This window comes from uncultured Abiotrophia sp. (assembly GCF_938010525.1).
Taxonomy (GTDB): Bacteria; Bacillota; Bacilli; order Lactobacillales; family Aerococcaceae; genus Abiotrophia.
Map to the genome: position 1 here is coordinate 50,931 of NZ_CALLVK010000024.1, position 13,694 is coordinate 64,624.

General features: G+C 41.5%; 12 protein-coding genes. 3 read left to right on the top strand and 9 right to left on the bottom strand.

The window, feature by feature from the left end:
* Positions 1-31 precede the first annotated feature (31 nt).
* Together Q0339_RS08185 and Q0339_RS08190 are read right to left on the bottom strand one after the other, a co-directional pair.
* Entirely contained in the window at positions 32-316 is a 285-nt protein-coding gene (locus tag Q0339_RS08185; protein WP_291428483.1) for a rhodanese-like domain-containing protein, read from the bottom strand.
* A 10-nt stretch (positions 317-326) separates the two neighbouring features.
* Positions 327-650: a metal-sulfur cluster assembly factor gene (locus Q0339_RS08190; RefSeq protein WP_070755633.1), complete on the bottom strand. Its 324-nt coding sequence runs from the start codon at positions 648-650 to the stop codon at positions 327-329.
* A 135-nt stretch (positions 651-785) separates the two neighbouring features.
* Here Q0339_RS08190 and Q0339_RS08195 point away from each other — a divergent pair, with 135 nt between their 5' ends.
* Positions 786-1,595 carry a Cof-type HAD-IIB family hydrolase gene (locus Q0339_RS08195; protein WP_298078336.1) on the top strand — a complete coding sequence of 270 codons (810 nt, stop codon included), beginning with the start codon at positions 786-788 and terminating at the stop codon, positions 1,593-1,595.
* A gap of 118 nt (positions 1,596-1,713) precedes the next feature.
* Here Q0339_RS08195 and Q0339_RS08200 read toward each other — a convergent pair whose 3' ends face one another.
* From Q0339_RS08200 to lspA, 4 genes are all read right to left on the bottom strand, one after another.
* On the bottom strand, positions 1,714-4,572 hold the full coding sequence (locus Q0339_RS08200; protein ID WP_298078337.1) for a Cna B-type domain-containing protein: 2,859 nt from the start codon (positions 4,570-4,572) through the stop codon (positions 1,714-1,716).
* 838 nt (positions 4,573-5,410) lie between these two features.
* The gene (locus Q0339_RS08205; RefSeq protein ID WP_298078338.1) at positions 5,411-6,127 is read right to left on the bottom strand and encodes a DUF2786 domain-containing protein; all 717 of its coding nucleotides are present in this window, start codon (positions 6,125-6,127) and stop codon (positions 5,411-5,413) included.
* A 38-nt stretch (positions 6,128-6,165) separates the two neighbouring features.
* Complete coding sequence (locus Q0339_RS08210) at positions 6,166-7,095, bottom strand: RluA family pseudouridine synthase (RefSeq protein ID WP_298078340.1); 930 nt, start codon at positions 7,093-7,095, stop codon at positions 6,166-6,168.
* Between the two features lie 26 nt (positions 7,096-7,121).
* Positions 7,122-7,574 carry a signal peptidase II gene (gene lspA, locus Q0339_RS08215; RefSeq protein WP_298078341.1) on the bottom strand — a complete coding sequence of 151 codons (453 nt, stop codon included), beginning with the start codon at positions 7,572-7,574 and terminating at the stop codon, positions 7,122-7,124.
* Positions 7,575-7,697: 123 nt separating this feature from the next.
* Between lspA and Q0339_RS08220 the strand changes: the two genes are divergently transcribed.
* Both Q0339_RS08220 and Q0339_RS08225 read left to right on the top strand, forming a co-directional pair.
* The gene (locus Q0339_RS08220) at positions 7,698-8,336 is read left to right on the top strand and encodes a YkyA family protein (RefSeq protein WP_298078343.1); all 639 of its coding nucleotides are present in this window, start codon (positions 7,698-7,700) and stop codon (positions 8,334-8,336) included.
* 16 nt (positions 8,337-8,352) lie between these two features.
* Positions 8,353-9,756, top strand: a complete 1,404-nt coding sequence (locus Q0339_RS08225) for a putative glycoside hydrolase (RefSeq protein WP_298078344.1) — start codon at positions 8,353-8,355, stop codon at positions 9,754-9,756.
* A gap of 60 nt (positions 9,757-9,816) precedes the next feature.
* Here Q0339_RS08225 and Q0339_RS08230 read toward each other — a convergent pair whose 3' ends face one another.
* Genes Q0339_RS08230 through Q0339_RS08240 form a run of 3 tightly spaced genes read right to left on the bottom strand, consistent with a single transcriptional unit; the run spans position 9,817 to position 13,692 of the window.
* A complete protein-coding gene (locus tag Q0339_RS08230) occupies positions 9,817-10,533 on the bottom strand; it encodes a phosphate ABC transporter permease (protein ID WP_298078345.1) in 717 nt (238 codons plus the stop codon).
* Positions 10,534-12,711, bottom strand: a complete 2,178-nt coding sequence (locus Q0339_RS08235) for a LicD family protein (RefSeq protein ID WP_298078346.1) — start codon at positions 12,709-12,711, stop codon at positions 10,534-10,536.
* Complete coding sequence (locus Q0339_RS08240; protein ID WP_298078347.1) at positions 12,712-13,692, bottom strand: glycosyltransferase; 981 nt, start codon at positions 13,690-13,692, stop codon at positions 12,712-12,714. It abuts the gene before it with no gap.
* Positions 13,693-13,694 lie beyond the last annotated feature (2 nt).

Consider the following 13,694-nt stretch of genomic DNA (forward strand, 5'->3'; position numbering starts at 1 on the left):
TTCTCTGACCTTTTTTGACTTTAAACTTTTCTTAACCTTTTAAGCCAGGTGTATAGTTGTAAATATTGCTGAAGCCCGCTGCTTCGAGACTTTGTGCCACACGGCGTGACTTAACACCTCGGTTACAGTAAACCGCAATTGGCAACGTCTTATCTCTATCAGCTAAATCCGTCAAGATAGTTTCCTCAGGATGATGAAGTGCTCCCTCCATATGACCTTCTTCATAATCCGCTTGAGACCGGACATCAATGACTAGTCCCTCCGGATTTTGTGCTTTGAAATCCTCAACGGCTTGTAAATCTGCTAACTCACGCATAATATCCCTCCTATAATTTAACGCCTAAGGCGATACGGGCATAGCGACTCATGCGACTTGGGTCCCAAGCTGGATACCAAACCAACTCAACCTTAACTTCTTTAATTTGGTCAATCTTAAGCAAAGCCTGTTTGACATCATTGATGATAACGTCTGCTAAAGGGCAACCAATTGTGGTCAAGGTCATCTGAACTTCACAGACCCCTTCTTCGCTTAAATCGACTTCATAAACCAAGCCAAGATTGACGATATCAATTCCCAGTTCTGGGTCAATCACTTCTTCCAAAGCGGTTTGAATCTGGGTCTGTAGTTTTTCTGTTAGTTCTTGACTCATGGTCACAAGCCCCTTTCCTTGGCAATTACTCCTTCATTGTAAGCTATTTAATAGAAAAATCAAGTATCTTGCCTGTCATTAAGAGTTGAAAGCCAAGGCAGAAATGGCTATACTAAGATGATAAGGAGGATTTCCATGCAAGCCTATCTCATCGCCATTGATTTAGATGGCACAACCTTAAATAATCAATCACAATTAAGTCCCTATACCATTCAAGTCCTACAAAAAGTACGTGATATGGGGCACCTGGTCGTTATCGCCACTGGGAGACCTTACCGCAACAGTCAACAGTTTTACAAGGCGCTTGACCCTCAGGCGCCCATTCTTAACCTCAATGGAGCTTGTGCCCACTATCCTGGTCGTCCCAACTGGCAAGCACGCTATGAAGCGGAAGTCCCACGGGAATTAGCTCTCAAAATTATGGATCAAAGTCGAGACCTAGGTGTTTCCTTAGTCTGTGCTGAAGGTCCCGGCTACGTCTTTGTTTCTAGTTATGATATTCCGGATAGTCCCTTCTTCCAAGTTGATCCAAACGATCTAACCTTGATGACACCAGAGAGTCTGACCTTTGGCCCGACATCACTTAGCGTCTTTTCAACCGCTGAGACTCAAGAGCCAATTAAAAAACTACTATTAAAAGAATACGGTCATACGGTGGATATTGACACTTGGGGCGGCACCCTTCCCTTTTTGGAAGTGGTTCAGAAAGGCGTCAATAAAGCTTATGGGATTGATCGCTTAGCCCAGTTCTACCATATTCCCAATTCCCATATTATGGCTTTTGGCGACCAACATAATGATTTGTCTATGATTGCTTATGCCGGCCATGGTGTAGCCATGGCAAACGCCATTGAACCTCTTAAGGCAATCGCTAACGATATCACTACCTACACCAATGATCAAGACGGCTTAGCCCATTACTTGGTTGATTTCTTCCAATTATAAGAATTTGTCTCTCCCTCAATTGGGAGAGCTTTTTTACAATCACACACTATAAAAAAACTCAGAGCAAAAGCTCTGAGTTTTTACGCATTTAGGGTTTGCGTCTATTGGTCGCACTCGCTTAGTTACGACGACGTACTGGGTTGATGACATATGCTGCCGCCAATAAGAAGCTTAAACCTGCCAAACCAGTTAAGAATGTATCATGTTCACCAGTCTTAGGTAATTCATGCTTACCAGAAGGAGTTGGTGGGGTTGGTGGTTGATCGACTGGCTTACGAGAGTTAATAACTGTTGCTGAAGAAGCTGTTAAATTCTCAACCTTCCATTCATAGCCACCTTGGTTAGATGGATCTAACTCATCAACAGTATAGACACTTGGCGTAGTAGTGCCATCTTGATAGAGTGGTAGGTCTGTCCAAACTACTTGCCCATCTTCTTTCGGTACATCACGGAGTTCACCAAAGGCCTGACCATCACGCTTTAATTGGAACTTAGCATTTGGACGCTTCATGTCAGCGCCAAACCCACGCCATTGCTTGTCAACAGTAAAGCTAGTGGTCTTGTTTTGAAGTGTGTTGGTTACAGTCACGGTGTTTGCTGTTTGATCTGCATAGGTCGCTGCATACGGAGAATCCACTGCTTGTAATTCTTGAACAGTGTAGACACTTGCTTCAGTCTTACCTTCTTGATAATAAGGTAAATTAGTCCAAGCAACTTGTCCATCAACCGTTGGAACAGCTTGTGGTTGGCCATAAGCTACTCCATCACGGTAGAGTTGGAATTGAGCTTGAGGGCGAATGGATTGATCCTTATCACCTTTCCAAACTTTGCTTGCAACAAAACCAGTTGTCTTGAAGGTGTTTGTAACGGTCACACTACCGTTAGCATCAGAAGTGTAGGTAACTTCATAGCCATTTGGCGTTTCAGTTAATTCTTCTACAGTGTAAACAGAAGCATCAGTCTTACCATCTTGGTAGTATGGTAAGTTAGTCCAAGTCACTAAACCGCCTTCTTTTGGCACGCCCTTAGCTTCACCATAGTTAGCACCGTCACGTTTGAGTTGGAACTTAACGGCTGGACGTTTGCTTGCATCTTGGTCGCCTGCCCATACCTTGGTTACTTTGAACTCGGTAGTACGGTAAGTATTGGTTACAGTTGCACTTGTAGCGGTTTGGTTGCTATAGGCAACGTCATAACCAGTACCTTCTAGGCCAGTTTCTTCTACTGTGTAAACAGATGGATCAGTCTTACCATCTTGGTAGTAAGGCAAGTTGGACCAAGTTACTTTCCCACCTGCTTGAGGTACGTCTTTAGCATCGCCATAGTTAGCTCCATCACGTTTGAGTTGGAACTTAGTTGCTGGACGCTTAGTAGCGTCTTGGTCGCCTGCCCATACCTTAGTAGCCTTAAACTCTGTAGAACGTTTTTTGTTCTCAATTGTACGGATTACACCCGATTCAGTAACGGTTACTTCAGTCACATCATTGGATAACTCATAACCTGCTGGAGCTGTCTCTTCTTGAATTTTGAAGGTACCTTTTTCAGCTAAAGTATCTTTAATTTTATCAGAAATGGTTGAACCATCCGTGCCAGTAGGCGCTAAGCGGAATTCATTCCCATCTGGGTCAGTTACTTTAAAGACAGCGCCCGCTAAAGGCTTCTTAGTTTCAGCATCTACCTTATTAATCACAATACGGTAGGCAACATTCAATTGAATAGCCCCGCCTTCCGTCAAACTGCTACGACGACGGACTTCCTCTTTCGTGCTATTGTTTACTGCGTTATTAGGGAGGGGTTTATCATCACCTTGAACAGAAATCACGTTCCCTACGGTACTCCCATCCCCAGGAGCGGTTGTTTTATAGTCCAAAATGAAAGGTTTACCTGATGGGTTGAAGATAGTCATTTTGAACTTAGTGTAGTTATCACTGAAGCTAATAGAGTAGTCACTACCTTCTTCTAATTCATAACCATCATCTAAACCCCAGTTCTGATTAATCTTTTTACCCGACAAGAGACGGAAGCTTTCAGGGATAAACTGCATGTCCCCACTACCCTGGGAAATTTCATCATAAACAACATATTTATTATATTTGCCTAGGCTTGCGTTAAGACGAACACGCCAAGGGTGAACATAATTACCTGTAGTGCCCAGAGCAACAGATTCCCAAGGGTCTTCAATCATAACCCCCCATAACTTGTTAAAGTTCTCACCGCTTAGGTAAGGGCCGTTGTCAGTGACTGGTCCACGTGGGTTTACTTTTAACATGATATCTACGCCTGCAGCGACACCTTTTTCTTTAAGGCGAATAGTAACTGGAGTTGTAATTGTATCAGATTTAAACTCCACAAAGAAACTTCCCCGTACACCATAAGCACTATCAGCTTTTTTTGCTTCAAGGTATTTTTCTAAGTTTTGAATGCTGATATGAACTGAACCACCTTTACCAGAGCCATTAGAAGTAACTTCCGCTACCCCAACGGCAATGCCGGTTGGACCATCTATCAAGTCAAAACTCCCTGCTTGAACTGTTAGAGGTGCTGGAATTTCGTACTCAAAGTAATCCCCATTGTTCAAGTTATAATCATAGTCTGATAGGTCAAATTGCATTTCAAAACCGAAAAGCGCTCCTTCTCTTAAGACGTAGTTGCCGTCTTCATCCTTGGTTGCTTCACGAGCATTGTTATAGTCCCAAACAATAGCACTTCTAACTGCATTGTGTAAGGCTTTAGGTGTGCCATTGATATTAGTATTAAGCGCTTGTGCTTGGGGGAAGGTTGCTTCCTCTTCAGATTCTGATGAAGCATTTTCATTTGCATCAACATTTGACGACGAATTTACAGACGAAGAGACAAGCTCCTCGACATCGGATGCGCTACTGACATCCTGAGCAAAAGCCTCTAACGGGCCTGATAAAACACTGAAGATGAGCATTAAGATGGCAAATAGTTTTGCCCATTTAACATTTTCCTTCATATATCTTCCTCCTCTTGATTAAGTCATCCTCACGGCAACAGAACACTCTATGACAACGGCCCTTGTGGGGCAAAGCCCTGCTTCAATCAGAATGAGTAGCCAAATCCTTAATCGCTATTCGTTCGACTAGTTAAGTCTAGGTTTCTTATACTTGCTAATTAACCAATAGTCCTATTCTTAATAAATTACTTTCTGATACAGACTTCCAATCTATCTTATAAATAAAAGTTTACTTTACTACCTTCCGTCTTTACCTATCACCTTCACTTGATATTTCTCATTTTCCACCCCCTATAATCGTAAATATGAGTGATAGAACACGACCGAGATAGTAATAAATCAATACATTGAGACAGCCTTATGACAATTGCACTAGAAATACTATTTCATTTATATAACCAGTCAGTGATATTATAACAAATAGGTTACGTTCTGTAAATCTAAAAACGTTAATTAATACCACATATTGTTTCTAATATTCGTATCACCATCTATATATAGAGGTTAAGACAACTAATTATACATATCTATAGATGAATAGTTATATAATCAACACAAAAATACGAACATTGCATTTAAATCGAAAAGTTATTAATATTTACTTGTCTATATAAATTGACATTCATAAATCCACTTTAAAGTTGTCTAGGCTTTATAACATGGTTTCAATTAGATACATCAAAATTAAATTTCTAATATTTTTTTGCAAACGCAACCAGTCCTTTAGTTATATTTTTCGTACAAATATATGGGTTTGATTGAGATCTTAAAAGTACAAAAAAAGTAGTTAACACTTAGATTAACTACTTTTCTTTGCGAACGTTTTTGATATTTAATTCTAATTATCTCCGCAATCTAGCTGAGCAGCCTCAAGACTCATTGAATTTGCTTGTTGATAGCCACTTTCATAGGCCAAACCCTCTTCAGTGACATGAGGTTGCTTAAAGACAATATGCCCCTGAACCTGAGCGCGGAAAGCCTCTCTTACTTCTTCAGGAACTTGAATTACCAAGGAATAGCCCGCTTCTTCCTCTACCATAACTTGACGCTGACGCTCATATTTTGCTGCTAAGCCATCCATAAAACCTTGATAATAGGCTCGACGTTGGCTTTGCTTCTGGGAGGTGGTCAAATCTTGGCTAAGAAATTTAAGGTGTTGTCCAGCATGATACTTCATGGCGTTGGTCGCTAGTTGAAAGACATGGTAGGCTAAATCTACGTCTGACTGATATCCCATATAGACGATCTTGCGCTGAGTTTTTGATTGATGAGGCAATCGCGTGCTCTGTACATAGAGCATAATGCGAAAATTATCGGCAATAGTTCGTGCCAATATCTTCTCCCACCAAAAGAGGGTTTTGTACACAGATAAGGAACGTGTGACAATGACATCTAGACTAGTGGCAGCATCTAGCTCATGTTGGGATATTTTATGCTTAAGCATGAGTTTTTGCGCCATCAAGAGAGCTGTTTGGCTCTCCTCATCCTGGTTACCGTCCTCTGCTAGCTCAAGCAAATTACGGATTTTATCCAAGATTTTATCATTTGGATTCATGATTACCCGACCTTTCTGTGGAAACTCCGGTCATAAATTCAAGCTAACTGACTTAGAACTTGCTCAAAATGACCTGGCAGTGGCGCCTTAAATTCTAACCACTCACCTGTTCTAGGATGTTGTAATTTAAGTGCATAGGCATGAAGTAGTTGGCCAGACATATCATGGACAAGTGATCCTTTGACATGGTCCAGCCCCTTGCGATAAACTGGGTCACCAACTAGTGGATGTCCAATAAACTCTAGGTGGACACGAATCTGGTGAGTCCGACCTGTCTCTAACTCCAAGTCTAATAAAGTAGCATTCTCAAAACTTTTTAAGACTTGAAAACGAGTTAAAGCATATTTCCCGTCTTTAGCAACCGTCCAACGCAAGCGGTTAGCTGGATCTCTTTGCAGTGGGGCTTCAATAGTACCTTGCGGAGCTTTGACATGGCCATGCACGAGCGCCATATATGAGCGACGCATATCATGATTGACTAGTTGGTCTGCTAAAGCTTGGTGAGCGGCATTATGTTTAGCCACTACTAAGAGGCCAGAAGTGTCCTTATCAATCCGATGTACGATACCAGGGCGGTATAAATCCGAACCACTGGACAGATTGCCGTTCAAGTAATGAAGTAAGCCATTGACCAGAGTTCCCTGTAGATGGCCTTTCGAAGGATGCACGACTAGTCCTGCTGGTTTATTAATGACTAGGATATCGTCGTCTTCATAAACAATATTGAGATCCATTGCCTCAGGTTCTGGTAGCGTGTCTTCTTCTACTATAAGGCTCCGACGCTCAACCAGGAGGCATTCATCTCCCTTTAGTTTAAAGTTGGCTTTTTGATGGTGACCATCTACCCTTACAAGGCCGTCTTTGATAATCTTTTGAATAGTTGAGCGGCTTTCGCCAGGCATTAAGTCGGTTAAGATCTTATCCAGACGTCCTGCCTGCCCCTTTAATTGAAATTTCTCTGCTGTCATAAGCAACTCCTTCTTTGCGACATTCTTTAAAATAAAGTCAAATCTTGCTCTTTTGCGAGTACAAGTAAAATGATAACACCAATCGTTAAGGCTGAATCCGCAAGATTGAAAATTGGGAAATTAATAAAATCCGTTTGTAGCATATCAACAACATAGCCATTGACAAGACGATCAATCAGGTTGCCTAATGCTCCGCCTACTAGACATCCATAGGCAAAATTGACCCAGGAAGAGCTAGCTTGTTTTTTATAAATCTTATAGCTGAAAAAAGTAACTGCTAAGACTGTAATAGCAATAAAGAGACCTTGAGCTCCGGGTAAGATGCCCCAAGATGCGCCCCTATTTTGTACGTAGGTTAAACTGAAATATCCCGGAATAAGCTTAATTTGGGATCCTATCGCAAGATTTGAAACAACCCAAAACTTCAGACCCTGGTCGGCTATTATGAGGCCAACTATCGTAACCAATGCGACTAACATGTCGTTCTCCTTGTTAAATGCGTTTTCTTTTTGGTATAATAAAGATGTATAAGTTCTATTATACCTCAAAATGGTGAAGAAAACACCTAGGTGGCACCTAAAAACTAAAGTAAAGGAGTCTTTATGAAGCGATTCAAATATCTATTGATTTTGCTCTGTAGTTGCCTTTTTCTTGTGGCTTGCGACAATTCCTTAACTCGCGTAGATCGCGCTGTAGGTCTAATTCAAGAGGATACTACTGCCATTCTCAATGATTTAACCGAAATTCAAACACAAGAAAAGAATTTGCAAGCAGCTTTTGAAACAGACTTAGGCCAAAATGATTTGGCGCTTTTCAACAAAAATGATAGCCAAGTTGAGAAAAACATTCAAGAACGGAAATCAAGAATTGATGATATCAATAAAAAGCGGACTCACCTTCAAGAGATGCTCAAGGAACTTAGTCAGGGAACTGATAATAAGAATCTTCCCACTGACAAATTCCAAAATATCAGTACTGCCATTAATCAATTAGACCAGGATTTAGCTACTTATGTAACGGACTATGCGGCGAATTTGGCCCTGGAATCTCAATCATTCAAGTCTATTGCTAATCCAGAATCTAACTACCAGTCTTTCTTTGATGTCTTAAAAAACGTTAACACACTCTCTACAACAAATCTTATGAATCTAGACAAGGTTCTGCCCCATTTTGAGAAACTAAATGCTAATCTAGTCAACCTTAAAGTTGAACTAGTTAAGTTGAAAGAACAGAAAAAATAGCTTCAGGAGGTAATGCATGAAATCAGTCAAACCCGGCGCTATCTTGCTGCTCTTGATGCTCGTTCTGACCGCATGTCAGAAGCAAGAACCCGCCCAACCGACCTATCAGACGCTCCCTCAGGTACAGGCTAAGTACACTGCAGATGAGATAGCCGACTTCAATAATCGGCGGAGTCAAGGCAAAACCAACCGTTATGAGGGTATTAAGATTGAAGATGGTCGTATCCTCGTGACTCCAACCAATTTACCTAAGGCTTTATTCTACGATAGCGGCATAAATATTGCCTATCCTAAAAACGGTGTAAAAGGCATCTATCTTTCACCTGAGATTATCGCCAACGAGACCAAGTTCCAAAATATCATCGCTATGATGAAGCGCAACGGACTTAATGCTGCTGTTATCGACTTCAAGGATGACTATGGCCAAATTGTCACCCAAATCGACACTGATAATGCCATGGTTAAAGAAAATATAGTCCAAGTGGCCGATTTAAAAGCCGCGCTCAAGACCTTAGAAGCCAACCAGATTTATCCAATTGCCCGTATTGTTACCTTCAAAGATAACATGATGTCGGAAAAACACCCAGAACTCTCCTTCCACTCACGTGAGACAGGAAGCATCTGGTCGGATGGCAATGGCTCTCAGTTTATTAACCCCTACCTAGAAGAAGTCTGGAAATACAATATCGAAGTTTCCATTGCTGCCGCTAAGATGGGCTTCAAGGAAATTCAGTTTGACTATGTCCGCTTTCCAGAAGGTTTTGAGACCTTTGCTGAAGATTTGCGCTTCGACAAAGGCAACTACAGCAACTATGTATCCGCAAGTGGCAATAAAATTGAAGGTGAAGACCGTGTTGCGGCTATTACTGACTTCTTGAAACTCGCCAAAGAACAACTTGCGCCTTATGGCGTTAAAGTTGGTGCCGATGTCTTCGGTATTACAGCCGTTACTAGTGGTCAAACCGAAACAACCGGGATTGGTCAGGACTTTGCAAAAATGGCCGAACAGCTAGATGTTATTTCGAGTATGATCTACCCTTCTCACTGGGGTACAGCCTTCTTTGGAATTGAGCTACCTGACTTACATCCTTATGAGTTAGTCGATGAATATATGTTCTCAGAGGAACAGGTACTTAAGAACGTCCAAAATAAGGTAATCAGCCGCCCATGGATCCAAGACTTCACTGACTCAAGCAAACCAATAGGTACCTATCAAGAATACGGCACCTTACAGGTTCAGGCACAAATTAATGCCCTAGCCAAGCACAATATTCACGAGTTCTTACTCTGGAATGCTAACGGTGATTATTCTGAAGGCATTGATGTCAGTGGTAAAAACACTAATAATCCAACCACCAATCAAGGGTCTAACCAACAGATGCAGAATACACAACAGAATCAAAATAATGGCAATCACTAGATAGCAGAAAACCCCCGTCACTGAATGAATCAGTGACGGGGATTTTCTTTATATTCTTGCTTAAGGTAAGAGCTTAACTTGAGCTGGTTCAGACGATACTTGCTGATAAATCGGGTTAGCTTGCCAATGATAGTGAGTGTTAGGCTCCATGAAATCTGCGCCATAGAGTAAGGACAGATAGCGATGGCAATCTTGCGGTACCATTACTTTATGCTCTTCAATATTGGCCCAAACAATCTCCATTAGTGGTAATTGATAACGATAAGACATCAAGCGAGTTGGCTGGCCAATGGCATTAATCTTGAAATCAATGGTGACACTCGAAAATTGACTCTCTGTAACCTCATAGAAGATAAAGTCGATGTTAAGCCCATTGAAATCATAGGCCCGTTCTACGACTTTCCCCTCATAGGTAAAGTCCTTGCGTTTACGAAATCCATTGGCTAAGAGATGACCTTCATAGACATCAAAGGCCTCTAAGTCACTGACTTTGAGAGCAAAGTCCATATCAATATCATGCTCAATGCGTCCACCTTCACGGTAGTAACCTAGCAGACTACCGAAATCTAGCCATAAGTCAAAGTTTAAATGAGTTTGATCATAGACAATCTCTAAAATTCGGTCGAAATTGGCCCTTAATAGAGCTTGACGCCCTTCATCTAATTCTTTGTTAGCCTTCTGATTTAGCTGCTTAATAATCGGCAATTTTTTAATGCTATCCTTGTGTTTACCTAAGAGGCTGGCCAAACTCCGTTTAGCCCATTGCATAAGTGACATTTAGGCTTCCTCCCTGTAAGCAGTAAATGGTGCATGTTGAACACGGTCTTCTTCTGCAGGCAATTGCATATAATCTGCTCCATAGATAGCCGTCAGAACTTGATCGTAATCTGACAGAATTTGATAGCGGCGATCTTCAAATTGGGCCTCTTGAACTTGTTCATGTGCCGTCTTAACAAAACTTGTATCGCGACGCTTCTTCTCCATCAAGTAATCAAGGCGATTAGAGTCGCTCCCCTTCTGTGCTAATTGGTCCATTTTTCGGTTCCAAATACGAGGTGGCAAGAGACGGAAGAAGAAATTCACGGCATAGCGAATAAGGTTACCTAAGCCGCCCTCTTCGTTACGAATGCCATTCCAAGAATAGGCCGAAAGTTGACGAAACTGATCTAGGCGGTCCATTTTTGCTTGATCGCCCTTAGCATGGTCAAAGGGAAAGACGTCTACACAGATACCTAATTTACTTGGCCATGCTAAAGTATTGTTTTCATAGAAAGTACGCTTATCGACCACACGATAAAACGGGAAAGGATAATGCCAAGCATCTTGGTAACCCGTCACCTGGTAAACTGGATGACGGTCTGACTTGATGGCTTGATAGAGACGCTCATACTCTGAACGAACTAAGGCAATATCCATATCATCATCCCAAGGAATGAAACCTTGATGGCGCACTGCACCAAGTAAAGTGCCGTAAGCCAAACTATATTGGATTTGCTCACGTTGGCAAATGGCATGGATATAGTCCATTATTTCAAGTTCAACTCGACGGACTTCTTGGTCATTTAACTGACGGTATCCAGCATAATCCTTAGATATAACCGCTTCATAATATCCTAAAATAGAGAATAAGATGACCCCTAAGAAGGAAATCCCGTATAAGGTCGAACTTAAGAACAAGTTGGAAGTAAAGATAGCTGCCATCATAGCTAGAATCATGTCTAAATCCTGACGGCTAACTCCTTTCTTGTTAAGTGCCCACCATTTGGCTAAAAGACGCTTGGTAGATGCCAAGATAAAGAAGCCTAAGGTGATAAAGCCTAAGATACCATTGTAGAATAGGACTTCAATATAACCGTTATGAGTGAGATAGTGTTGCTTAACCACATAACTATTGGCATCATATGACTTGGCTACACTGTGCCAGTTACCTGAAGAAAAACCTAAGACTGGACGGTAAGGAACTAGAGCTAAGGTTGACTTCCAAATATCAAAACGGTTATTAGAGATATTGGTTTCCTCAGTATCTGACCGTTTTAATGTACCTTCACCAGTGGTCACATTTGGCTTACCTGCTAGGCTCTCCTCGTCATTCAAGATACGAACGCCACCTGATTGTTGTAAGTAAAATTCCCCTACTGTGTCGACACTGTAGACACCTACACCAATAGCAGCAAAGACCACACAGATAGTCAAGAAACGCTTCTTCAATTGCCAGCCAGAGATGTTGACCATGCTGTAGATTAGGGTAGCAGCAAGCAAGCATAATAAGGCTGTTCTAGAACCTGATAAGACGATGTAAACGAAGTTTATGAAAATCGACGAGACGATTGCCACTTTCATCCAAGTCACCTGACTCTTGCGCCATTGACTTAAGAGGAATAGGACTACCAATAGCGAGATAATAGCCAAGTAGTTAGGGCTAGCCAAAATCCCAAACAAACGCGACTCAATAAAGCCTTGACGAATAATTAAACCTTTATAGTCGCTGACGTGATAGCCAATTAAGGCAACGAATTGGCCAATGGAAATTAAATCACCGATAGTATTGACGATGACAACTAACCAGAACATGTTATTGAGCAAACGCTTAGCTTGTCCTTGACCCAAATTAATAAAGATTGGGTAAATGGCAAAGAAATAAAGGAAGAATATGACCATATTCTTAAAGTTTGCCATATAACCAAAGTTAACCACCAAGAGACTTGTTACAATATTCAAGAGGAAGAAAGCAACTAGCCAAGGTAGTAAACTGAGTTTGAGATGAACTTTCTTGGATAATAAGTTATAGAGCCCTAATAAGCACCCCATTAAGGTGATGGTACCATATACTAAAGGATGGGCACTGAGAAATTGTAAGGGAACAATCAACCCTGCCATACAATACATAATCAACGCTAAAAGAAAGCAAGTATTGATTTGGTAGTAATGTTTCTCAATCCAATCTAATCGTATCATTTATCCATGCAACTCCTTTTTGTATTTCTTACTAATGATTTGCTTATAGAGAGCAGGACTAATCTGTAAAGCAAGCATACTAAGTTTACGCCCCTTGGTGAAAAGCGGATCACGCATAATCTGCCAAAAGTGGTCTGTTAGATAGGACCGTAGGCGTTTTTTAAGACTGTCATCTTGATAGTCTGAATCTAGCAACAAACGATCATAGACATAGAAATGCGCCCAATAGAGCCGTGTCATAGCTACTGGCAACAAATCTGGGTAGTCCCGTTTGATAATTTCATAGTTTTGTTGATAAGCCTCAATCACATTGAGGTACTTGAGCGAAAATTTCTGGGTGGTAATGCTATTCGGGCGATGCATATAGTAATAGAGCTTGGCATCCGTCGCTACCACTCGCTGACACTTGGCTAACAAGCGAATCATGATAAAGGCATCTTCAGCGATTTTTCCTATCTCAAATTTCAAGTCATCGAAAAGTGAGCGCTTATAGAGTTTAGTTGGGGCCATGACTGTAAAGCCTTTAGCCGCCATCACATGGCCAATGGCCTCTTTGGCTGTAAAGATCCAAGTCTGTGCTTCTGCTTCTGGTCCACTCGGAATCTGGTCATCATAGATATCATAGTGTGAGCACATGGCCAAGTCTGCTTGGGCAGAGACCATCTCTTGATAAAGAGTCTTCATCATATCTAATGAGATCACATCATCACTGTCAATAAAGGCAATATACTGCCCTTTTGCTTGGGCAATGCCCGAATTACGCGCCGCAGATAGACCACCATTGGCCTGCGAGATAAGGCGAATGCGTTGATCTTCTTGCTCTAGACGCTGACAGATTTCTAAACTCTTATCAGTAGAGCCATCATTGACTAACAAGATTTCAAGGTTAGTATGACTTTGCTTGCGAATGCTGGTCACGCATCGCTCCAGATATGATTCCACATTGTATACAGGAACTACAACCGTAATTAAGTCTGACATGG

What these genes read in the sequence shown, in the direction of transcription:
- Q0339_RS08185 (WP_291428483.1), bottom strand. Translation starts at nt 316, where the DNA reads ATGCGTGAGTTAGCAGATTTACAAGCCGTTGAGGATTTCAAAGCACAA.
- Q0339_RS08190 (WP_070755633.1), bottom strand. Translation starts at nt 650, where the DNA reads ATGAGTCAAGAACTAACAGAAAAACTACAGACCCAGATTCAAACCGCT.
- Q0339_RS08195 (WP_298078336.1), top strand. Translation starts at nt 786, where the DNA reads ATGCAAGCCTATCTCATCGCCATTGATTTAGATGGCACAACCTTAAAT.
- Q0339_RS08200 (WP_298078337.1), bottom strand. Translation starts at nt 4,572, where the DNA reads ATGAAGGAAAATGTTAAATGGGCAAAACTATTTGCCATCTTAATGCTC.
- Q0339_RS08205 (WP_298078338.1), bottom strand. Translation starts at nt 6,127, where the DNA reads ATGAATCCAAATGATAAAATCTTGGATAAAATCCGTAATTTGCTTGAG.
- Q0339_RS08210 (WP_298078340.1), bottom strand. Translation starts at nt 7,095, where the DNA reads ATGACAGCAGAGAAATTTCAATTAAAGGGGCAGGCAGGACGTCTGGAT.
- lspA (WP_298078341.1), bottom strand. Translation starts at nt 7,574, where the DNA reads ATGTTAGTCGCATTGGTTACGATAGTTGGCCTCATAATAGCCGACCAG.
- Q0339_RS08220 (WP_298078343.1), top strand. Translation starts at nt 7,698, where the DNA reads ATGAAGCGATTCAAATATCTATTGATTTTGCTCTGTAGTTGCCTTTTT.
- Q0339_RS08225 (WP_298078344.1), top strand. Translation starts at nt 8,353, where the DNA reads ATGAAATCAGTCAAACCCGGCGCTATCTTGCTGCTCTTGATGCTCGTT.
- Q0339_RS08230 (WP_298078345.1), bottom strand. Translation starts at nt 10,533, where the DNA reads ATGTCACTTATGCAATGGGCTAAACGGAGTTTGGCCAGCCTCTTAGGT.
- Q0339_RS08235 (WP_298078346.1), bottom strand. Translation starts at nt 12,711, where the DNA reads ATGATACGATTAGATTGGATTGAGAAACATTACTACCAAATCAATACT.
- Q0339_RS08240 (WP_298078347.1), bottom strand. Translation starts at nt 13,692, where the DNA reads ATGTCAGACTTAATTACGGTTGTAGTTCCTGTATACAATGTGGAATCA.